The 20,603-nt window shown below is 51.2% G+C and carries 19 protein-coding genes; 11 read left to right on the top strand and 8 right to left on the bottom strand.

The features are described from left to right. Window positions 1-10: 10 nt before the first annotated feature. The gene (locus ACFSUS_RS15850) at window positions 11-436 is read left to right on the top strand and encodes a DUF29 domain-containing protein (RefSeq protein ID WP_381524214.1); all 426 of its coding nucleotides are present in this window, start codon (window positions 11-13) and stop codon (window positions 434-436) included. Between the two features lie 5 nt (window positions 437-441). Then, window positions 442-1,932 (top strand): glutamate synthase subunit beta, encoded by a 1,491-nt coding sequence (locus tag ACFSUS_RS15845; RefSeq protein ID WP_381524213.1) that lies wholly within the window; start codon window positions 442-444, stop codon window positions 1,930-1,932. A gap of 61 nt (window positions 1,933-1,993) precedes the next feature. On the opposite strand, the gene ACFSUS_RS15840 is transcribed toward ACFSUS_RS15845, so the two are convergent. Genes ACFSUS_RS15840 through ACFSUS_RS15830 form a run of 3 tightly spaced genes read right to left on the bottom strand, consistent with a single transcriptional unit; the run spans window position 1,994 to window position 4,157 of the window. Beyond that, the gene (locus ACFSUS_RS15840) at window positions 1,994-2,443 is read right to left on the bottom strand and encodes a RidA family protein (RefSeq protein ID WP_381524212.1); all 450 of its coding nucleotides are present in this window, start codon (window positions 2,441-2,443) and stop codon (window positions 1,994-1,996) included. A 19-nt stretch (window positions 2,444-2,462) separates the two neighbouring features. After that, window positions 2,463-3,173 carry a DUF2461 domain-containing protein gene (locus ACFSUS_RS15835; RefSeq protein ID WP_381524211.1) on the bottom strand — a complete coding sequence of 237 codons (711 nt, stop codon included), beginning with the start codon at window positions 3,171-3,173 and terminating at the stop codon, window positions 2,463-2,465. A 48-nt stretch (window positions 3,174-3,221) separates the two neighbouring features. Beyond that, the gene (locus ACFSUS_RS15830; RefSeq protein ID WP_381524210.1) at window positions 3,222-4,157 is read right to left on the bottom strand and encodes an AraC family transcriptional regulator; all 936 of its coding nucleotides are present in this window, start codon (window positions 4,155-4,157) and stop codon (window positions 3,222-3,224) included. A 131-nt stretch (window positions 4,158-4,288) separates the two neighbouring features. Between ACFSUS_RS15830 and ACFSUS_RS15825 the strand changes: the two genes are divergently transcribed. The 4 genes from ACFSUS_RS15825 to ACFSUS_RS15810 all read left to right on the top strand — a co-directional run bounded on the left by ACFSUS_RS15825 (window position 4,289) and on the right by ACFSUS_RS15810 (window position 7,086). Then, complete coding sequence (locus tag ACFSUS_RS15825; protein ID WP_381524208.1) at window positions 4,289-5,812, top strand: aldehyde dehydrogenase family protein; 1,524 nt, start codon at window positions 4,289-4,291, stop codon at window positions 5,810-5,812. Between the two features lie 104 nt (window positions 5,813-5,916). Beyond that, window positions 5,917-6,297, top strand: a complete 381-nt coding sequence (locus tag ACFSUS_RS15820) for a DUF779 domain-containing protein (protein WP_381524207.1) — start codon at window positions 5,917-5,919, stop codon at window positions 6,295-6,297. Between the two features lie 120 nt (window positions 6,298-6,417). Beyond that, window positions 6,418-6,852, top strand: a complete 435-nt coding sequence (locus ACFSUS_RS15815) for a DoxX family protein (protein WP_381524205.1) — start codon at window positions 6,418-6,420, stop codon at window positions 6,850-6,852. A 36-nt stretch (window positions 6,853-6,888) separates the two neighbouring features. Beyond that, entirely contained in the window at window positions 6,889-7,086 is a 198-nt protein-coding gene (locus ACFSUS_RS15810; protein ID WP_381524204.1) for a hypothetical protein, read from the top strand. Window positions 7,087-7,380: 294 nt separating this feature from the next. On the opposite strand, the gene ACFSUS_RS15805 is transcribed toward ACFSUS_RS15810, so the two are convergent. Beyond that, window positions 7,381-7,917 carry a hypothetical protein gene (locus tag ACFSUS_RS15805; protein WP_381524202.1) on the bottom strand — a complete coding sequence of 179 codons (537 nt, stop codon included), beginning with the start codon at window positions 7,915-7,917 and terminating at the stop codon, window positions 7,381-7,383. A gap of 259 nt (window positions 7,918-8,176) precedes the next feature. Between ACFSUS_RS15805 and ACFSUS_RS15800 the strand changes: the two genes are divergently transcribed. Together ACFSUS_RS15800 and ACFSUS_RS15795 are read left to right on the top strand one after the other, a co-directional pair. After that, window positions 8,177-8,377, top strand: a complete 201-nt coding sequence (locus tag ACFSUS_RS15800; protein WP_381524200.1) for a hypothetical protein — start codon at window positions 8,177-8,179, stop codon at window positions 8,375-8,377. A 70-nt stretch (window positions 8,378-8,447) separates the two neighbouring features. Beyond that, a complete protein-coding gene (locus ACFSUS_RS15795) occupies window positions 8,448-8,627 on the top strand; it encodes a hypothetical protein (RefSeq protein ID WP_381524199.1) in 180 nt (59 codons plus the stop codon). A gap of 80 nt (window positions 8,628-8,707) precedes the next feature. Here ACFSUS_RS15795 and ACFSUS_RS15790 read toward each other — a convergent pair whose 3' ends face one another. After that, complete coding sequence (locus ACFSUS_RS15790; protein WP_381524197.1) at window positions 8,708-9,745, bottom strand: spore photoproduct lyase family protein; 1,038 nt, start codon at window positions 9,743-9,745, stop codon at window positions 8,708-8,710. Window positions 9,746-9,860: 115 nt separating this feature from the next. Continuing rightward, entirely contained in the window at window positions 9,861-10,907 is a 1,047-nt protein-coding gene (locus ACFSUS_RS15785) for a chemotaxis protein CheB (protein WP_381524195.1), read from the bottom strand. Between the two features lie 172 nt (window positions 10,908-11,079). Between ACFSUS_RS15785 and ACFSUS_RS15780 the strand changes: the two genes are divergently transcribed. Together ACFSUS_RS15780 and ACFSUS_RS15775 are read left to right on the top strand one after the other, a co-directional pair. Then, on the top strand, window positions 11,080-15,729 hold the full coding sequence (locus tag ACFSUS_RS15780) for a CheR family methyltransferase (protein WP_381524194.1): 4,650 nt from the start codon (window positions 11,080-11,082) through the stop codon (window positions 15,727-15,729). 99 nt (window positions 15,730-15,828) lie between these two features. Further along, window positions 15,829-16,263, top strand: coding sequence for a response regulator (locus ACFSUS_RS15775; RefSeq protein WP_381524192.1), 435 nt, complete (start codon window positions 15,829-15,831; stop codon window positions 16,261-16,263). A 120-nt stretch (window positions 16,264-16,383) separates the two neighbouring features. Here the strand turns inward: ACFSUS_RS15775 and ACFSUS_RS15770 are convergent, their stop codons facing one another. After that, entirely contained in the window at window positions 16,384-17,949 is a 1,566-nt protein-coding gene (locus ACFSUS_RS15770) for a sensor histidine kinase (RefSeq protein ID WP_381524190.1), read from the bottom strand. A 245-nt stretch (window positions 17,950-18,194) separates the two neighbouring features. Continuing rightward, complete coding sequence (locus tag ACFSUS_RS15765) at window positions 18,195-18,671, bottom strand: response regulator (protein ID WP_381524189.1); 477 nt, start codon at window positions 18,669-18,671, stop codon at window positions 18,195-18,197. A 202-nt stretch (window positions 18,672-18,873) separates the two neighbouring features. Between ACFSUS_RS15765 and ACFSUS_RS15760 the strand changes: the two genes are divergently transcribed. Further along, window positions 18,874-20,538, top strand: coding sequence for a M28 family metallopeptidase (locus ACFSUS_RS15760; RefSeq protein ID WP_381524187.1), 1,665 nt, complete (start codon window positions 18,874-18,876; stop codon window positions 20,536-20,538). The last annotated feature ends 65 nt before the right edge of the window (window positions 20,539-20,603 follow it).

The raw sequence follows: 20,603 nt of genomic DNA, 5'->3' as shown, positions 1-20,603 counted from the left end.
AGCTACGGTCATGAAAAACTGGGAAGAAATTGCATCGACCTCCGAACTATTGGCCGCTCAGGAGATTAAGCAGTCGTTTGACGAAGGTGATTTGGCCGACGTTGAAGTAGGGCTGAATCAGTTAATTGAAACAATGGCGCGTTCGGAAAAACGAGCGTTGCAAAGTCAGCTAATCCGGCTGATGATGCACATCATCAAGTGGGAGATTCAACCGGGAAAGCGCTCGCGTAGTTGGGCATTAACTATAAAAAACGCTCGTTACGAAATTGCTAGCCTACGAGAATATACACCCTCGTTGAATGAGGAATTTATTCAGAGTATCTGGCAAAAAGCGCTTACTGAAGCTATTGATGAAGCGGAAACAGAAACAGATGTATCCGCTGATGGCATCAATCTAAGTTGGGAAGACGTGTTTGATAAAAAGTACACATTGTAACACCAATGGGAAAACCTACCGGATTTTTAGAATTCACGCGCGAGTTGCCAAAGAAGCGCGACCCGCAACAGCGGATTCACGATTATAAGGAAATTGAAATGCCGTTTTCGGAGCAGGACTCCCAGCGGCAGGCAGCGCGTTGCATGGACTGCGGTACGCCGTTCTGCCACAGCGGCTGCCCCCTTGGCAATATCATACCTGAATTCAACGACGCCGTTTACGAGCAGAATTGGGCGTATGCTTACGACATCCTCAGCACCACCAATAACTTCCCGGAGTTTACGGGCCGCATTTGCCCCGCCCCCTGCGAAGCCTCTTGCGTGCTGGGCATCAACAAGCCGCCCGTTGCCATTGAGTTTATCGAAAAATCAATCGCCGAAGTCGCCTTCGAGCGGGGATACATTACGCCAAAACAGCCGAAGTTCCGTACCGGTAAACGAGTAGCGGTTGTGGGTTCGGGACCAGCGGGTCTTGCTGCGGCTGCTCAATTGAACAAAGCTGGCCACACCGTAACAGTCTTCGAACGGGCCGACCAGATTGGCGGCTTGCTACGGTACGGTATACCTGACTTTAAGCTGGAGAAGTGGACAATCGACCGCCGACTGGCCATTATGGAAGCCGAAGGTATTGTGTTCAAAACAGGCGTTAACGTCGGCGTTGATATCAAAGCCAAAGATTTGCTGGAGCAGTTCGATCTGGTTATGCTCACCGGTGGCTCGACGGTTCCCCGTGACTTACCGATTCCCGGCCGTGATCTTAAGGGAGTTTACCCAGCCATGGAATTCCTGAGCCAGCAAAACAAACGCGTCGCCAATCGACCCGTGCAGGTTAACCACCAAGGCCTTCCATACGTTGACGGTGAATTGTGGGCGACGGATAAACACGTGGTGGTGATTGGCGGGGGCGATACGGGCTCTGACTGCGTTGGTACGTCGAATCGTCATGGCGCTGCCAGCGTGACCCAGATCGAACTGATGCCGATGCCTCCCAAAGAGCGGGCGGAAAATACACCCTGGCCAAACTGGCCCATGATGCTACGTACCAGCACGTCGCACGAAGAAGGCTGCGAACGGCACTGGTCGATCAACACCAAAGCGTTCGTGGGCGACGAAAACGGTAACCTGAAAGCCCTGCGGTTGGTTGATCTCGAATGGAAAAATGAGAACGGACGGATGCAAATGGTCGAGAAGCCAGGCACCGAGCGGGAAATTCCGTGCGAACTGGCTTTGCTGGCCGCGGGGTTCCTGCACCCGCAGCATAATGGATTACTCGATGACTTAGGGCTGGAATATGACGAGCGTGGCAACGTAAAGGCCAATAAGTATCAGACCACCACGAATCCAAAGGTATTTGCTGCGGGCGACATGCGCCGGGGCCAGTCATTAGTGGTATGGGCCATTTCTGAAGGCCGCGAAGCCGCCCGGGCCGCCGATTGTTACCTGATGGGCGAAACCCTGCTCGAAGCCAAGGCGGTTTCAATGCTGGAAGCGGTCTAGCCAAATCGAAATTACACGCTATCCGTAAACAGGCCCTCCAACTGAGTTGGAGGGCCTGTTTTTATTTAATAGCAATTACCTCTACTTCGATCAAGACGTCGTCGCGGACGATTTTAGCGATACTTTTCGTATCCGCCACTCGAGGGGGCGCCCCTTGCGGGAAGAAAACGGCTCCCGTATTAGCGGCTAATTGCGACGCTGCCGGGTTGACCTGACCGGCGACTCCCTTCAGGTGATACGTAATCTGCGTAACGTCACGGAGAGTCATGCCCACCGTACCTAAGGCCGTTTTCAGGTTTTCAAACACTTGCCGGGTTTGGGCGGCCAGATCGCCCGCGCCGACGAGTTCGCCATTGGTATTGAACGGCCGCTGGCCACTAATAAACACTTGTTGGCTTGCCACCCCGGTCTCAACTTTGTAGGTGTACCCCGGCTGTGGCGTGGGGATGGTTTGCGCCTGAGTCCACGATGTCAACAGCAGGCCAGCCAGCAAAAGGAAATAATTGTTCATGATCGCTTCAAAGGTTGGTTTACAGCGTAACGGGCTCTTCTTTTTCGTCGAAGAATAGATAATTCAGGAAATCACAATAGGGTTTGATGATCCGGCAGCCGCGGATGAGTTCATCGGCAAAGTTGGGCTTTAGTACGTCTTTATCAGAGTACCGGTGAATGAAAAATAACTCCTTTCGGCGCAGAAGTTCAATTTCGGGATGGTCGGCCGAGTAACCTTTGGGGCTTGTTTTCATCACCTCACCCGAGGCCTCTGGAAAGTACGCTTTAAATTCGTCCGCTTCAATGATTTCCTTCAATTCATCCACATTATAATCGACCTCCTGCCGAAACTTGGCCAAGTTCGTGGGTGTCGGCTGCCACATACCCGCGCCCAAAAACGATTGGTTACCCGGTTGAATCTGAACGTAATAATCAATTCGGCCCGAGTGTCGGCCGCCAGGACCGATAGCAAACGCCAGATTTGATTTATAAGGGGCTTTGTCTTTCGAAAAGCGAATGTCCCGGTTGATGCGGAAAATACAGTCTTTTACGGCTGTTTTAGCCAACGGCTCAAACTCACTCATCCCAACCAGCACTCGTTCGACGACACCGCATAATTCAGTTTTGGCAGCATCGTATCGGTTTCGGTTGGCCTGAAACCACTCGCGGTGATTGTTTTCAACAAGGTCACGCAAAAAGTCTAATGTACTCGCCGTCAGCGCGGCTTTTGAAGCAGGTTTTGTTGTCATAACTAACCAAAGATAGACAATACTGTCCAACGTTGATTAATCGGTCGGTTAGTTTACACCAAAAAGTTGTCGTTTAAATTGCCGGGGACACATCCGCTCCACCGAGCGAAAAGCGCTGCTGAAATGAGTCAGGCTGTTAAAGCCTGATTCATAGCACGCATCGGTAATGCTCTTGGCGGGGTTGCTCAGAATCTGCTTGGCCCGACGAATGCGTTCGTTTAGAATAAACTGAGCAGGCGACACACCCAGTTCACTCTTAAACAGTCGAAAAAAGTGCGACTTAGACAGACAGGCCTTATCGCATAACTCTTCGACGGAAAGTGCCCGGGTTATGTTATTGCGGATGTAGTTTACAACATAAGCCAGCCGATTTGTAGTCAGGTGCTGACTGGTATGATTCAACAAGTTCGTTTGCACCTGCGTCTGCGAAAGCCGTACCACAAGCTCTTTCAGAGTATTCTGGATGAAAAACGTCTTAAACGGATTGTTCTCCCGAAACAAGCGGGTCAGCTTATCGATGAGCGAGCTAATCTCTGTATCGTTCTGAAGCAGGTAATTATCCGTATCCAGCTGCCATTCATCGGTGGCCTCTACCCTCGGCGTATGTTCGTTCAGCTCGTTTACCGTCTGGCGGATAAATTCGTCCGAAATGGTCAGCGCTAAACAGCGCGTTGGGTCGTCGATCGTAGCGTCAGGGAAGTCAATGCTCATCAGCCGACCGGTGGGCAACAGCAGCGATTCGCCTGGTCGATAGTCGAAAGGGTCTGTTTTGCTCAAGTGCATGACTTTCCGGCCATTCAGCATACTGGTCAGCACGGGTGCATTAAATCGCAATTCGATCCGGTCGGCCTGTTGAAATGTCTCGTAAAGATGCAGCTCGGCCACATCATGATTTAGCGTCATCTTATTCTCTACCAGCGTATCGAGCTGGGCACCCCACGAACTAACTACTTCGCTACCAGCAATTTTCTCTATCTTTTTCATACGTGCAGGGTAATCACTGTGACAGATGAGACAATTCCGAAAGTATTTAATACTCTAATGTAAGTTCGTTTGTACAATTACGGCAAAATTTGTGAAAAAATTAATCATTTCCCACGAAACACTTTTCAGTCATGCAAACAGCAGAAGCACCAAGCAAAATACTAGCCCGGCCAATGTTTAAAACGCAGTACGAAAACTACATCGGTGGCAAGTGGGTTGCCCCGGTGGATGGTGAGTACTTTGCGAACCATTCGCCCATGGATGACAGTTTGATTGCCCGCGTTCCTCGTTCTAAAGCCGCCGATATCGATTTAGCTCTGGATGCCGCCCACAAAGCGTTTCCGGCCTGGTCGCGGACCTCGGCTACCGAACGCAGTAATATGCTGCTGAAAATTGCCGACGTGATTGAACAGAATCTTGAGTTTCTGGCCCGCGTCGAAACGGTAGAAAACGGCAAAGCGGTTCGTGAGACCATGGCGGCTGACCTGCCACTGGTGGTCGATCACTTCCGTTATTTCGCCGGGGTTATCCGGGCCGAAGAAGGCAGCATGACGGAGCTGGATGCCGACACGGTGTCGCTGATAGTGAAAGAACCGATTGGCGTTGTGGGTCAGATCATTCCCTGGAACTTCCCGTTGCTGATGGCCACCTGGAAGCTAGCTCCGGCCCTGGCCGCTGGCTGCTGCGTCGTGATGAAACCCGCCGAGCAAACACCAACCTCTATTCTGGTCTTGATGGAATTGCTCGAAGGACTGATTCCACCCGGTGTCGTTAATATCGTTAACGGGTTTGGTCCGGAAGCCGGTAAGCCGCTGGCCCAATCGAAACGGGTGGCCAAAGTTGCCTTCACTGGCGAAACCACCACGGGCCGTCTGATTATGCAATACGCATCGGAAAACCTCATCCCAGTCACGATGGAACTGGGCGGTAAATCGCCGAACGTATTTATGGCATCCATTGCCGATGCCGACGATGAGTTCTTCGATAAATGTGTGGAGGGCGCGGTCATGTTTGCGCTAAATCAGGGCGAAATTTGCACCTGTCCATCGCGCCTATTGATCCACGAGCGGGCCTATGACCGGTTTATCGAGCGGGTTATTCAACGTACCAAAGCCATTAAAGTTGGCCATCCGCTCGATCCGGAGACGATGATGGGCGCGCAGGCCAGTAACGACCAATACGAGAAAATTCTGTCGTACATCGACATTGGCAAGAAAGAAGGCGCCGAAGTGCTGACCGGTGGCGGTGCCGCAAAGCTGAACAGCGGCCTCGAAAACGGGTATTATATTGAGCCAACGATTTTTAAAGGCAACAATAAGATGCGGATTTTCCAGGAAGAAATTTTCGGTCCGGTCGTATCCGTTGCTACGTTCAAAGATGCCAGCGAAGCCGTTGAAATGGCCAACGACACACTATACGGCCTGGGCGCTGGTGTCTGGACCCGCGACGCGCACGAACTGTACCAGATTCCGCGCCAGATTCAGGCGGGTCGTGTGTGGGTGAACTGCTACCACAACTACCCAGCCCACGCGCCGTTTGGGGGCTATAAAAAGTCAGGCTTTGGCCGGGAGAATCACCACATGATGCTCAACCACTATCGCCAAAGCAAAAACCTGCTGATCTCCTACAGCAAAAGCAAATTAGGATTCTTTTAACTACAAAGAGCGAAAGAGTGAATGAGTGAAAGAATGGTTTTTTTGAGCCCATCGCTCTTTCACTCATTCACTCTTTCGCTCTTTACTTCTTTCACTCTTTTGCCATGCATCGTATCGACATTACCCCGGCCGCAGCCGATGTTATTAATAAACTCCGCGCCCAGCACGGGCCGCTGATGTTTCACCAGAGCGGGGGCTGCTGCGACGGCTCGTCGCCCATGTGCTACGCCGTTGGCGATTTTATCATTGGTTCGTCGGATGTGTGGCTGGGCCAGATTGACGGTTGCGATTTCTGGATGTCGGGTGATCAGTTTGAGTATTGGCAACATACGCATCTGACCATCGACGTTACGCCCGGCCGTGGTGCCAGCTTCTCGCTGGAGATTCCGATGGGTGTTCGGTTTTTGATTCGCTCGAGGCTGTTTGAACCCGAAGAGATGGAAAATCTACAGCCGGTGCACATCGGGCCTCTGGAAGAAGCCTGACCGATTTTCTGAATAGTTGCCAAGCAAGCTGTCGACCGAATAACTATTTGGTAATCAGCTTGCTTTATTCATACTATAACGGTACATTCAGTACATATTCACTAAATCCGTTATATCACTATGAACTTATTACACCGAGTTGAGCACTGGGGCGACACGCATCACCCCGCCTGGACCGACGCGCTACGTATCATGCTGGGTTGCATACTGGTGCTGAAAGGCATCAGCTTTATTAGTGACACCACGTACCTAAGTCAGTTAGTTGGTGGTCTTCACTTCGATTTATGGCCCGTAATGGCAGTTCACTACATCGCTTTTGCGCACCTGATGGGTGGTTTTCTGATTGCCGTAGGTTGTATGACCCGGCTAATGGTGCTGCTGCAACTTCCGATACTGGTCGGGGCCGTTTTCTTTGTTAACATCAGCCAAGGATTTTCGCCAATAAATTCTGAATTATGGCTTTCGGTTATTGTACTGATGCTCTTGCTGTTGTTTCTTGTATTGGGTTCCGGTCGCTTTTCAATGGATGAATACGTCAAACAAAACGCCCGTTGACGGGTTAGGTCCTGAAACACGCAACGCGTCAACGTTATGGCAAAGTCAACAGTAGATAAGGTCGAGGAGGAGTACAAAGACCAACGCATTACGGGTGACCAGGACAATGGCACACAGCATGGCGAGAAAGGGAACGGCCGCTCGTCAACATCTCATAAGAGTGCCAGGCACTCGAAAGGAAACAGTAGCGCAGGCCATGCCACCGGTGGTAATAAAGGTGGTCACAGCAACTAAGCAGTTTAAATCAAGCAACAAAACGAGCCCGCAGATCATCTGCGGGCTCGTTTTGTTTGTACACCATCCTCCTGCCTGTTGAGCCTAGTTGAAGACTACACTCGGACGTTATCCGACGGGTGGCCTATGCCATCGCCAACCCCGTTGAGCATAGTCTCAGACTATGCTCGGGCGTTATCCGGTCTCTGACCGGTCCTATTACTAAGCGGATACTTTGAGCACAGTCAGAGACCTCTGCATCGGCAGACCGAACGAACGTATCCCTTCTTTGCCTTCTCAAGTAAAGTCGCCAGATCACTTCATCTGACCAACGTACAGTGACAAATTCAGTCCCACAAACGAGCGCCGGGCATTTAGGTTGCCAAAGCCGGTTAGACCAATGCCAACATCTTTTGTCGAAGTAATAAACCGAATTTCAGCGGGTACGCCCACAGTAGTGTATTTAATTGACTCGTAGACGGTTGTACCGTATATGAGTGGGTCAGGATCTGAATACAAGTACTTGCCCCGGTTAACGCCCCAAACGCCACTCAAGCCGGTGGAGAAACGAAATTTGCCGGCTTTCACTCCATACAGTAATCCCAGTTCATTAACCGAGATACCAGGCCGTATATCCGAAAAAACCTGACCGTTGGCCACATAGCGGGCCACCAAAAGGGTTGGCTTGTTGGTAAATTCATACCCTAACGCCATCATGCCACTAGGAAACTGGCTTTTGCCCAGCCCTACTCCCAACCAATAGTTGTTCTGATAAAATTTTTGTGAATAAGCAACGCTGGCCGTCAACAGGACAAGCACCGCTACACAACAGGAAGTAAAATACTTTAACATACGTAGAGAGGTTGATTCTACTGCAAAGTAAAACATTCCTATTCTGCTACCACCCAGCGCATCTTATACTTGCTGAAGTCTTATCGTATAGCCCGTTCTATGCTCGCTTTAGTTGGTAATAGTGCCTATATACGATTCGGCCAATATACACCCAACGTATGTCGGTTATTTAGGCGACACCGGCAAACAGTCTACTTAATATATGGTTATTAATCCAAACCTATGTTAGCGGTGATTGTCCAACAAAACCACAGGTATCATGAGCAAGCAAATCAGAACGCTATCGCCCAGCGCATCGTCGGGGGGTGGCAAAGGAGTGCAGGGGGGCTCGCATGAGCAACATATTGCGGCTGGCAAGAAAGGTGGTTCACACAGTACGGGCGAGAAGAAAAAAGCCGATGCCGACGATGGTCGTCACGATAATCCGGGGCGGCCTAAAGGTTCGAAGAACAGCAAATAAACCCGTAACGCCAACGGTTTTGTCGGCGTTTTTCAAGTTCAGTATAATCAGTTAACTAACTCAACACGTTATGAATCTTTTCATCAAACAGTATTCACCGCAGAATGGCGGGGGAAACAGCTCGAAAAACCAGAAAGAGGAAGGCAAAGCTGGCAAGAGCGGTAGCCACCAGCGCACTACGAAGAAAACCACCGAGAAGCCCGACGACTCGGTACCCGCAACGAAGAAAAACGCAAATAGTGTAGATTGAGAGCGAAGGGGTTGGGGCAGGGGGCGTAAGGCTCAGATTATAGTACCCTTTGCCCTACGCCCCCTGCCCCAACCCTTTCGCTAAAAAATATACCGGATCTCGCACCAGGGGATCTCCTGGCCTACCAACTGCTCGAACACCTCGACCATTTTGGCTTTTAGCTGGTGATCGTAGCGGATGTTCCAGCCGCCGTACTGGCTGCGTTTGTTCTCCTGTAGCTCCGGTACCCACAACAGCTCCTCAGCCTTGGGGTTGATGGCCAGGTTGGCCTGGTGCTGCCACTGATTATGGGTGAGGAAAATAACCTCGCACTTCAACTGTGCCTTCGCTTCGGGACGTAGTTGCTCGTCTAATTGACGGAACAAGTCGCGGTAGTCGTCGCGCCACTGCTTGCCCCCGTAGACAATGACAGGCGAAAAGTTAACGTGTACTTCGTAACCAGCCTCGTAGAAGTCGTTGATGGCGGCAATCCGTTTCTCGATGGAATCGGTGCGCACATCGACCAGCTTGCTGACGTGCGACGGCATTAAGCTGAACCGAATACGTACTTTGCCTTGCGGGTCGAACTCCAGCATGTCGCGGTTGACAAACTTGGTCGCAAACGTCGCTTTCGCGCGGGGGTGGTCGCGGTAAAATTCGAACACTTGCCGAATGCCGTCCGACAGGCCATAATCGACCGAGATGTCGGAGTTGCAACCGATGTCGTACGTCCAGTAGGTAGGGTCGGTCTGGTTAGCGGGCTTGGGCCACGCCAGCGTATGCACGTGCCTGTCGACCGTCGCCATGATTTCTTCGACGTTGGTAAACAGCGTAATCGGATTGATTTTTTTATGCCGGTCGACGTAGCAGTAGGCGCAGCCGCCAAAGCAGCCATTGGCCAGGCTAGGCGCAATGTAGTCGGAGCTACGGCCGCTCCACTTCACATCCTGCGTCTTAAGTTTGCCCAGCACCAGCACATCTGACTTGACCTTGAAGTAATTCATGCCCAGCTCAGGGAGCCGGTTGTGCTGCGCGACCTGCAAAGTCTCAGCCTCCGGGTACTGACTCATAATGGCCTCGCCCCGTTCGTTCAGGGCATCGGCGGTGTAAAGCACAAGGCTGGGCTTGAAATCAGGCATGAAAATACGTTGAGTGATACGTTAAAATAACACGCATGCCTGCAATATAGTTCATCAAAATTCACCGACAACTATCTGCTTTACAATGACTTATATAGAACTCTTCTACTCTTGATTAAGCAGAAGACTCACTGTTTTTTGTTAAATCAATTACAGACGCTGCGCTCATCTGCTCTTGCTTGTAGACTAGCTCGTGAAGCTTCTCGGCTCGTTCGCGTGTGTTGTCAGCCCGTCGCCGGAATTCCGCAGCCCCTTCATGATCGCCTGCTTCTTCGAGGAGCGTTGCCGACTGATCGAGGAGCATAACGGTTTCTTCCAGGCCGCGAATCGTATTCCAAAAAGCTTCTTCAACCGATTTGGTAACCTCCGCTAGCAGGGCACTCGCCGTGTAGGCGTGTCCTGTGTGACACCGGTACCGAATCAGCTTGCCTTCCTTAAAGCCAACCAGTGCCCCATGACATTCCGGACAGGTCAGGAAGGTTGGATTTCCCATGCTTAAGACTCCCATATTAAATGCATTCTCTTGCGCGGCAATTTGAACTTCAGTTTCAATTCGATCTTTCTCCGCCTGCGATATCGACGGCGCTTCCGGAGCCTCATCCTGAGTTAATTTACACAGCAACGAAGCTATTTCAGTCAGCGGAACAACGTAATCAACTTCGACAAACTCCATTACGCTTTCGGGCATACTGGCATACATGGCATCTTCAGGAGCCTGAACAACGCACAGACCGCCCATCCGCTTCACCGACCACATGCCGGAGGTGCCATCGTTGAGCAGGCCGGTCAGAACCACGCCAATCACGCGCGTACCGAAGGTATAAGCCGCCGAACGAAACAGCGCGTCAATGGATGGCCGAAACCGGTTCTCTTTAGGCCCCTTTTTTACAATAACGTGGTGGTCTTCAATTAATAAATGATGGTCTGGCGGGGCTACATACACATAGCCCGGCTGAATCACTTCATTATCCTTCGGGTGTACCGCTTTCAGGCGGCCCGCATGGTTCAGTACCTGAGGGAGCAGGCTCGTCGTATAAGGGGCTACGTGCTGAACCACAAAAATAGGCGTAGTGAAGCCCGCAGGCAGTGCACTTAATACTTGCTTCAAGGCGGTTACCCCACCGGCCGAAGCACCAATAACAATAATATCCCGATTGTTCATAACTTCCGTTGATTCGGCAACCCTGATTGCCCGCCTGGCAATTCAGTTGAACCTTTTACTCACTATTCCGAAAAAGATGCCGAATTTTAGGCTTTTAACGTCATTTTACGCTATGCCAAAATAAATAGTCAACATCTGAAATGACATTTGGTTTAGTATTAAACAGTTTTCCATGCCCAAAAAGATTAACCCCCGTAATCCTGAACCGTCAGCGCCGACCTTAGTAGTTGCTATTGGCGCTTCGGCAGGAGGTATAGAAGCAGTTACCGAGCTATTACAAAACCTGTCGCCTACAACAGGACTGGCCTTTGTGTATATACAGCATCTCGACCCAGAGTACGATAGCAACCTGGCGGCCATATTGAGCCGGGTAACCACCATGCCCGTGGTCGTTGCCCAGCACCAGCTCCGGATCGAACCGAATCATCTATACGTCATACCACCGGATCAGGACATGGAGGTAATTGACGGAGCGCTGACCTTATTGCCCCGCCAGGCTAAGTCGTCCATGCACATGCCCATCGACCAGTTCTTTATCTCCCTCGCCGAACGGCAGAAAAACAGCGCTATTGGCATTGTGCTCTCGGGAGTAGCCAGTGACGGCACCCTCGGCCTGCGGGCTATTAAGGTGGCGGGTGGCCTTACGTTTGCGCAGGACGGTTCAGCCAGGTTTCAGAGTATGCCCCGGTCAGCCATTTCTGAGGGCGTAGTTGATATGGTTATGGCCCCCGCCAACATTGCCAGGGAACTGGAACGACTCAGCAGACTGCCCCAGATTTTTCAGCCACTTGACGATGAAACGACCGATATAGTGCCGGAAATCACTACGGATGAGGATGACATAAAAGCTATTATCAAGTTTCTTCGGCGCACCACCGGCGTTGATTTTACGTATTATAAGATCACAACCATCCGGCGTCGGATCATTCGCCGGATGCTACTCCACAAGCTCAACACCCTCCAGGAGTATGCCGAGTATCTGAAACAGCATCCTGATGAAACATCGCTCCTGTACAACGACCTGCTGATCAACGTAACGACGTTTTTCCGCGACGAGCATACGATGGAGTACATCAAGAAAGAGCTGTTGCCGCGTATGATCAGCGATAAACTCCCGCGCACCCCACTCCGAATCTGGGTAGCCGCCTGTTCAACGGGGCAGGAAGCCTACTCACTAGCCATTTTACTGCTGGAAGTACTGGGCGATCAGGGGTTGAGCATCCCTATCCAGCTATTTGCCACCGACCTGAGCGAAGCCGCCATTGCCAAGGCGCGTCACGGTAGCTATACTCGAAGTGAAGTGGCCGATGTATCACCCAAACGCCTGCAACGCTTTTTTACGAAAGTTGACGACCACTACCGCATCAATAAGTCGGTGCGCGATCTGTGCGTGTTTGCCCCCCACAATGTGCTAAAAGACCCGCCCTTCTCACGGCTTGACCTTATCAGCTGCCGTAATTTGCTCATCTATCTGGACGGTTTCCTCCAGAAGAAATCCATTGCTACGTTTCACTATGCGCTGAACCCCGACGGCTATTTGTTTCTTGGGAAATCGGAGACGGTGAGTAACTCGGCAACGCTATTCGCTCAACTTGATAAAAGCCATAAAGTATTTGCGCGGAAAAACGATGTAGTCAGTCGTGCCAGCTTCGACATGGCCCTTCGCTTAGAGACTGACGGCCAAACAGAACCCTCCCGATCCAACGAACTCCGCTCATCTCCTTTAACCCGAAAAACAAACATGTCCTTTGGATCGACTAATGACCTGGATAAACTTGTTGATAGCTTGCTTATGCAACGGTTACCTCCTTCAGTAGTTGTCAATCAGGATCTTGATATTCTTCAGTTTAGGGGTTCCACAGGCTTGTTTCTGGAACCAGCACCGGGCAAAGCAAGTCTGAATTTGCTGAAAATGGCCCGCCCGTCGCTGGTCTTCGAGCTCAGGAATACCGTGCACAAAGCCCGCAAAGCGAAGCAGACCGTGCGCAAGACAGGCCTGGAAGTGAAGGTGAAAGATAAAACGCACCATGTGGCCATTGAAGCCATACCTATCAGGACGGATCTGGAAGAGCAGTTGTTTATTATTGTCTTCGAGGAAGTCCTTCCCATTCCAGGCTCCGTTACCGACCCCGCCGATGTGCGCAATGTTCGGATTAAACAGCTGGAAGAGGAGCTGGCCACGCTGCGGGAAGACATGCGGTCGATTATTGAAGATCAGGAAGCCTCTAACGAAGAGTTGCAATCGGCCAACGAAGAAATCATCAGCAGCAACGAGGAACTGCAAAGTATTAACGAAGAGCTGGAAACCAGCAAAGAGGAGATTGAGTCGACCAATGAAGAACTGCTGACCATTAATCAGGAGTTGCAGGTTCGCAACGATCAGCTATCAGAAGCCAACGAATACTCAGAAGCCATCTTCACGACCATTCGAGAAGCTACCCTGGTGCTCGACGAAGACCTGCGGGTGAAGAGCGCCAACAAGACGTTCTATAAACTGTTCGGGGTCAGCCAAGAAGAAATCGAAGGGAAGCTCATCTACGAATTGGGGAACCGGCAGTGGGACATTCCACAATTGCGGTTGTTGTTGTCCGACGCCCTCAGGCACAACACCGAGGTCGAAGGCTTCGAGGTTCGCCATACCTTCCCGCAGATTGGCGAAAAAATTCTTTTGCTCAACGCCCGGCGCGTAACCCGGCAGCAGGAGGCTATTCTGCTGGCCATTGAAGACATTACCGACCATCGGCAGGTTCAGCGCCTGATTGAAGAGCGGGAAGCCTGGTTACACAATCTCATCGATAAGGCGCCGGTGCTTATTTGGGTAACAAACCAGGTAGGCAACTATACATTCTTCAACAAAGCCTTACTCGATTATACGGCCCTCTCGCTGGAAGACGCCACCAGCCATGGATGGATACAGGCCATTCACCCCGACGATCAGGAGGCTTACCTGGCTACGTTCAACGAAGCGGCCGCAAAATACGAACACTATCAGGCCGAATACCGGCTCCGGCGACATGATGGGGAGTATTACTGGGTGCTCGAAAACGCCAAACCTTCGTTTGCACCAGCTGGCGACTTTACGGGCTACATTGGCACCTGTGCCGAAATTTATAACCGCCGGACTGTGTTGCAGGCCCTGGACAAGCGTACTCTCCAGCGAATTGACACTTTATTACAGGTTAAAAACAATCTCGAACAAGCTAAAAAAGAACAAACGCAGCTTGAGCCAAACACCGAGCCCTACAGGCTGTCTAAGGAACACGTTCAGCAGCTAGAAAAACAATTGCAGCGAATGATGGACAACACCTCCGACGTTATTACCCGTTGGGACACCAGCCTCCGCCTGCTATTTGCCAATTCATCGTTCGAAAGCAAAACAGGGGTACCAAACGCTGACCTGCTGGGTAAAACCAATCTGGAGATAGGCCAGCCACCCGAAATTGCCCAGCCTTATATGGCCACCCTCAGGGAGGTAATTAGAACGGGCAATCGCCAGAACCACTACAACTCCTTTCCGACACCAAAAGGAATTATTTACTTCTACTCCACCATGATTCCTGAACTTTCGGATGATGGTTCCGTGAAAAGTGTGCTGGTCATTGCCCGCGACATTAGTAATCTTTGGTTGGTAGAGGAGATTCAGCAAATTTCTCTAAGCCTTCAGGCCATACTCGACAGCTCACCGGCGGCCATTGCCCTGTTTAAACCTATTCGCGAACTTACTGATGAAGCAACGGATAAATCAGACCAGGTTAAGATTGTTGATTTTCAGCTGGCCGTCTGCAATCATAAGTTTGCCGAACTGGTTAACCAGCCGATTGATCAGCTGGTAGGTCAGACCATGCAGCAGTTAGCTTCATCGCTGTGGCAGGAAAACACATTCGGTGAATTTCTGACGGTTCTCACAACCGGCCAATCAACCTATATTGAGCAGCAGAACGGAGACCGCTGGATGGGCATCTCCCTGATGAAACAGGATGACGGCGTGGTGCTGACCGGTCTGGACATCTCCTCACTTAAGCTGGCCGAGCAGCAGCAGGAACTTTGGATGCAGGAAGTAAAAGACTCGCAGGGAACGATTCAGTCGCTGCAAGAGCTGCGCAAGCAGCTCCGTGAGCGTGGCGAGTTTTTGCGAGCCACAACGCACGACTTACGCGGCAACTTTGGGGTTATTCAGGGAGCGGCAACGCTTTTGGATATGATGGACACCGATGAAGATCGGGCGCAGATGCTAATGATGCTACAGCGTAACCTGCGTCAGGCAACTGATTTGCTGACGCAGCTGCTCGATTATTCGCGGCTCGAAGCGGGGCAGGAACGAGTAGAGCTAGTATCCTTCGATGCGGCCAATACACTCTGCGAGCTAGCCGAAAGCATGCGGCCACTGGCTAACGAACGGAACCTGGAGCTATTCATAGACGGCCCAAAGGAATTATGGGTAGAAGGCGATGCCATTAAGATTAAACGTATTGCCCAAAACCTGATCCTAAACGCACTGAAGTATACGCCGTCGGGGAAAATCACCGTTACATGGGGACTCGCTGAGGAGCAGCCAGACCATTGGTACTTCAGCGTTGAAGATACCGGGCCGGGCCTGTCGCCGGGTGTTATTCAGTCATTGACCAGTGACGCTAACGACCCTACAGGAGAAATCACAAACTCAGACACTCAGTTGGGAGAATCAACCTACCGGGCAATTTCGGGCGAAGGAATTGGCCTGGTCATTGTGAAGAATCTGTGTAAACTTTTACGTGCCACTATCGACATAAAAAGCGAGACTAATACTGGAACGCTGTTCCAAATATATCTACTACGTCAATAGGAAAAATAAATTAAGCTATTTGGCAAACCTCTTCCCTGTTTTATACGTATAAGGTGTACTGTGTACAGGGTATATATATAACGCTTATAAAGTATCATTATGGTGACAAACCGGTTAATTTATTTAGTCGATGACGCTGCAGATTATCGGTTTTTAGCCCAGCAGGTATTCAGCCGTTTTGTGCCGCAGGCGGAGGTTCGTTTTTTTATCAGTGGTGATGATTTATACCAGTGCAACCAAACAGAACAAGTGTATCCTGACCTGATTTTGATGGACCTGAACATGCCACCCGGCCTGAATGGTATTGACACAGTACGTCTGTTAAGACAATCTACAAGCTGGAAATTAATTCCCGTGGTCATCATGAGCAATTCGGCTTCCGACGAGGAGATGACGCAGTGCCTTGAAGCAGGTGCCAACTCGTTTCTGGCTAAAAGTTTGGACTTCAATCAAATGAAAGATACAATGGTATCGGTCAGCAACTACTGGCTGTCATTGAATCGAATACCATCCCGGCAAAGAGAGCTGATCTAACAAGAAGGCAACAACGAGTTCGGAAATCTTGGTCAGGTATAGTCAAAGATAATCAGGGATTGATCAGACGCTCACCATACCTGACTACACTTGACCATACTTACGCTCCCCTGCCCCTACTTAGGAAGGTCGTCCGGTGGGCAGCAGCACCACAAACGTAGCGCCTTCGTCGGGTCGGCCTTCGGCCATGACGAACCCCTGATGGTTGGCCACTACTTTTTGCACAATGGCCAACCCAATCCCCGTACCGCCATACTGATCGCTACGGCCGTGTAGCCGATGAAATACCTGAAAAATCTGGGTAGCCTGCTCGGGTTTAAATCCCTGTCCATTGTCAATCACTTCAATCTGGTCATACCAGATGCCGTGCAAAGCTTGGGGCAACTGCAATCGGCACTCCCGGCCCGGTAGGGTTCGGCACGTCATGTTAATCTTCGGAACCACGCCCGGTCGGGTGAATTTCAGCGCATTACTCAACAAGTTTTGAAACAACTGCCGTAATTGTGCCGGATCGCCTTTCAAGTGGTTCATCTGTGCCACATGAATAACGGCGTTGCGCTCCTCGATCATGGCTTCCAGATCATCGAGCACGCCTTGCAGCAAAGGGCCCATATCAACTGTCTGGAAGGCTTCGGGCTGAACCGTTAAACGCGAAAAAGCGAGAACATCCCTGATCAGCGCCTGCATTCGAGTAGCCGCTGATTGCAGCCGTTCTACAAGGTCCGCGCCCTGCTCGTCGAGCTGAGAAGCATACTGATCATGGATGAGGGTACTGAACGAGATAATCTTGCGCAGTGGCTCCTGCAAGTCATGGCTGGCCACGTAGGCAAACTGCTGTAAGCTCTCGTTGGAGCGGGCCAGTTCCTGATTCGCCAGCCGTAGGGCGTCGGCCTGTTGTTTCTGCTGGGTTACGTCCACAAATGACAGCACAATCCCGTCGGAAAATGGCTCAACGGCCAGCACGAACCAATTGTCTAACCCATCGTATGGATAGTGTATTTCTTGCCGAAATGGCGCTCCGGTCTCAACCACCCGGACGTAGCTATCCATCAGGCCCGCTTCCCGGTAGCCGGGAAAACAGGCGCTCAACAGTTGTCCCTCCAGCCGCTCGGGTGGCACATTGGCCAACTGCGCCCCCGCCCGGTTGACCCGCGTTATCTGAAAATCGATAATGTTAGTCTGTTCATCCCGAACGGGCCTGAGGGCATACATGCCGTTCATTGACCCATTGAGCAATCCTTCCAGTAAGTCGTTGGTTTGCTGAAGCTGCTGTTCGGCCCGTTTGCGATCGCTGATGTCATTGATAACGAGCAGAAAACCGTCGAGAAGCTTGGTGCCCGACAAATCAAGCCATTTGTTGAGATGAGGGTAAAAGCGCTCCCGCCGGAAAGAGGCCCCCGTTTCGACCAGGTGCACGTAAAACGGAAACAGGTCGGTATGAATCTCATCGGAAAAACGCTCGCGAAAGTTACGACGCTGAATAGCCTCAGCCGGTTCGTTAAAGATTTGCTCGTAAGCTAGATTAAAAAAGACAGCCCTGAAGTCGACAATAGCTCCTGGCTGATCAGCTAAACCCGGTTGCCGGATGGCTTCGTAGGCGATTATACCGCTGGGCGACGTCTGTAACAACTCGCCGAAGAAGTCACCTTGCTTTATATTTGTATGATTTGTGTTAACGCCTGCCATAGCAACGATACTAGCATTACCTTCCGAACGAATAGAAGCGGCAAATAAGAGAATTATTCATTTTTAGCACAAATGACATTTGCCGATTATAGAACCTTCAACCCTAACTTAAAAAAATTTACAGAGTACTTCTCGCCAGCGTTTGACTGCCATACAAAAAGCCCGGTTGAATTACAGCTGGCTCACCAGACGTAATTCAACCGGACCATCGACCATCTATAAGCTCGTACTCGAACTATGTCTTACTAGTAGCTGACCTGTTGTGGTAATGTAACCGACTCCCACCAGTACCGACGGAAATCCTCAAAGTAATTAAGCCACTGGCCATAAGATGATGGCTTTACCATATAAGATGCACTACGCAAATAGTAGGACTGCTCAATATCTTCGGGGTCAGCGGAGTGGCTCAACAAAATCACCGGCAGACGCCGTAAGGTGTGATGCTGCTTAATGGCCTCTAACAAGCCCCAGCCGTCTTCTCGTTGGGGCAAATACAAATCCTGCACAACCAATTCGGGGAGCTTTCTGCCATTGGCAAGGCAGGTGTTCAGGTACGTCAAGGTTTCATCAGCACCGCTGGTACGAACAACATCGACCCCAGGTAAAGTACGTTGCAGGGCCCACTGAATAATGAACCAGTGGTCGTCATTATCCTCAACCACCAGTATCGGGCCTCGTCGGTAACGAGTAGTCACTCCGATTGGTTTAGATAAGTAATTCATGTTTACAAAGAGGAAAGGTGAATTTGTGGACGTAATATCCTACGAAATTACTTTTTTTTAACAACTTGTCCCATAGATTTATTGAAAAAACAATTCACCTTTTACGGGCATAATGGTTACTTAGTTATCCCATGCGTTCGTCATAGCTTTGCATTACTGGAGCCAGGTAGTAATTTGGGATAGTCTTTCTCGTAAACTCTATATGATTCGTTTGATCAGTACGTCGCTGACGTTGCTTTCGGGACTGCTAACCAGCTCGCTGCTGGCGCAACCTAGTGTTATTCCGGCTGATGCTCAGCGTGCGGCTCAAGCTGTCCGGCCCGATGCCATTCGGGCGCACATGCGTTTTTTGGCCGACGACGCCCTCGAAGGCCGCAAGCCCGGCACGCGCGGGTTTGCCTTAGCGGCCAACTATGTACAAACGCAGCTCGAAGCGCTCGGCATGAAACCAGCCGGCGACAACGGCACCTACCGGCAGGCTGTTCCCCTACGTCGGTGGCAAGTGCGCGAAGGAACCAGTACGCTCACCCTGACCCGAAACGGCAAAGAACAGCCCCTCGCCTACGGCCGAAACTTTATCCTGAGCCCCAACCCCGACCTTCCCGCCAGCGACGTATCCGCACCGGTTGTCTTTGTCGGCTATGGCGTTTCGGCCCCCGAACTAGATTATGACGACTACGCGGGCATTGATGTAACCGGAAAAATTGTGGCGTTCGTGAACGGTGCCCCGGCTACGTTTCCCTCCAACCAGCGGGCTTATTATTCGTCGGCAAAAGCGGAGAACGCCGTCGCGCACGGGGCCGTGGGGGTGCTTTCATTTAACTTACCAACCGACTTGCAGAACCGCCTTCAATCGGCGGCTCCCCGCGCCCGGCAGGGCATTTATCGCTGGATGGACAAACAAGGCAACCCGCAACGAACGTTTCCGGCCCTGAAAGGTACAGCCTCGCTTAGCGATTCGACGGCCCGGTTGCTATTTGCCGGAGCCAGTACGTCCTTCGACGATGCCCTGCTGAAAGCCCGCCGAAACCAACCCCAGGCGTTTCCCCTGAATGTGTGGATACGGATGCAGACGCAGACGGAAGTAGTTGAAGACGTAGCGGGTCAGAACGTAGTGGCGCTGCTTCCCGGCTCTGATCCGGTGCTGAAAGATGAATACATCGTCTACGTAGCTCACCTCGACCATTTGGGCATTGGGCGCCCCGTGAAAGGAGATTCCATCTACAACGGCGCCCACGATAACGCATCGGGCGTAGCGATCAATCTGGAAACGGCGCGGTTGTTTGCGTCACTTCCCAAAACACCGCGTCGGTCCATTCTTTTTGTGGGCGTAACGGGCGAAGAAATGGGCTTGCTCGGCTCTGACTTTTTTGCCAGCAACCCAACCGTACCCAAAGAGAAAATTGTGGCGAATTTGTGTCTGGATATGCCGTTCTTCTTTCACCCCCTGCTCGACATCGTTCCCTATGGATCAGAGCATTCGAGTATGGTAAAGGAAGTGACAGCGGCTGCTAAATTTGTCGGCGTTCAAATTGCGAAAGACCCCATTCCGGAGCAGGCGGTGTTCATGCGTAGCGACCACTTCAGCTTTGTGCGGCAGGGTATCCCGGCGATCTACGTAAAAAGCGGCTCGCAAACGGGCAACCCCAACCTCGACGGTACCAAACTCAACCTCGACTGGCGGGCCACCATCTATCACTCGCCCCAGGACGATATTAACCAGCCGTTTGATTTCAACGCAGCCGCCAAACACGTACAGCTCCAGTTCCTGATTGGCTATTTAACCGCCCAGGCCGACCAGCGCCCCATCTGGAACCAGGGCGATTTCTTTGGAACCAAGTTCGGCAAGAGCGCAGTGAAGCCGTGAATATTCTTTAACACAGCGGCACAGAGAACACTGAGGTCTATTGATGAAGCTGTTCAGGACTTAGT

The sequence above is a fragment of the Spirosoma soli genome (assembly GCF_042684525.1).
Taxonomy (GTDB): domain Bacteria; phylum Bacteroidota; class Bacteroidia; order Cytophagales; family Spirosomataceae; genus Spirosoma; species Spirosoma soli.
Note: the sequence above shows the minus strand (reverse complement) of the source record. Positions and strands in the feature narration are given on the sequence as shown.

Bases quoted from the DNA above. Each gene is read 5' to 3' on its own strand.
- ACFSUS_RS15775 (WP_381524192.1), top strand. From the start codon at position 15,829: ATGGTGACAAACCGGTTAATTTATTTAGTCGATGACGCTGCAGATTAT.
- ACFSUS_RS15770 (WP_381524190.1), bottom strand. From the start codon at position 17,949: ATGGCAGGCGTTAACACAAATCATACAAATATAAAGCAAGGTGACTTC.
- ACFSUS_RS15825 (WP_381524208.1), top strand. From the start codon at position 4,289: ATGCAAACAGCAGAAGCACCAAGCAAAATACTAGCCCGGCCAATGTTT.
- ACFSUS_RS15795 (WP_381524199.1), top strand. From the start codon at position 8,448: ATGAATCTTTTCATCAAACAGTATTCACCGCAGAATGGCGGGGGAAAC.
- ACFSUS_RS15805 (WP_381524202.1), bottom strand. From the start codon at position 7,917: ATGTTAAAGTATTTTACTTCCTGTTGTGTAGCGGTGCTTGTCCTGTTG.
- ACFSUS_RS15780 (WP_381524194.1), top strand. From the start codon at position 11,080: ATGCCCAAAAAGATTAACCCCCGTAATCCTGAACCGTCAGCGCCGACC.
- ACFSUS_RS15810 (WP_381524204.1), top strand. From the start codon at position 6,889: ATGGCAAAGTCAACAGTAGATAAGGTCGAGGAGGAGTACAAAGACCAA.
- ACFSUS_RS15785 (WP_381524195.1), bottom strand. From the start codon at position 10,907: ATGAACAATCGGGATATTATTGTTATTGGTGCTTCGGCCGGTGGGGTA.
- ACFSUS_RS15765 (WP_381524189.1), bottom strand. From the start codon at position 18,671: ATGAATTACTTATCTAAACCAATCGGAGTGACTACTCGTTACCGACGA.
- ACFSUS_RS15845 (WP_381524213.1), top strand. From the start codon at position 442: ATGGGAAAACCTACCGGATTTTTAGAATTCACGCGCGAGTTGCCAAAG.
- ACFSUS_RS15760 (WP_381524187.1), top strand. From the start codon at position 18,874: ATGATTCGTTTGATCAGTACGTCGCTGACGTTGCTTTCGGGACTGCTA.
- ACFSUS_RS15835 (WP_381524211.1), bottom strand. From the start codon at position 3,173: ATGACAACAAAACCTGCTTCAAAAGCCGCGCTGACGGCGAGTACATTA.
- ACFSUS_RS15815 (WP_381524205.1), top strand. From the start codon at position 6,418: ATGAACTTATTACACCGAGTTGAGCACTGGGGCGACACGCATCACCCC.
- ACFSUS_RS15790 (WP_381524197.1), bottom strand. From the start codon at position 9,745: ATGCCTGATTTCAAGCCCAGCCTTGTGCTTTACACCGCCGATGCCCTG.
- ACFSUS_RS15830 (WP_381524210.1), bottom strand. From the start codon at position 4,157: ATGAAAAAGATAGAGAAAATTGCTGGTAGCGAAGTAGTTAGTTCGTGG.
- ACFSUS_RS15850 (WP_381524214.1), top strand. From the start codon at position 11: ATGAAAAACTGGGAAGAAATTGCATCGACCTCCGAACTATTGGCCGCT.
- ACFSUS_RS15840 (WP_381524212.1), bottom strand. From the start codon at position 2,443: ATGAACAATTATTTCCTTTTGCTGGCTGGCCTGCTGTTGACATCGTGG.
- ACFSUS_RS15820 (WP_381524207.1), top strand. From the start codon at position 5,917: ATGCATCGTATCGACATTACCCCGGCCGCAGCCGATGTTATTAATAAA.
- ACFSUS_RS15800 (WP_381524200.1), top strand. From the start codon at position 8,177: ATGAGCAAGCAAATCAGAACGCTATCGCCCAGCGCATCGTCGGGGGGT.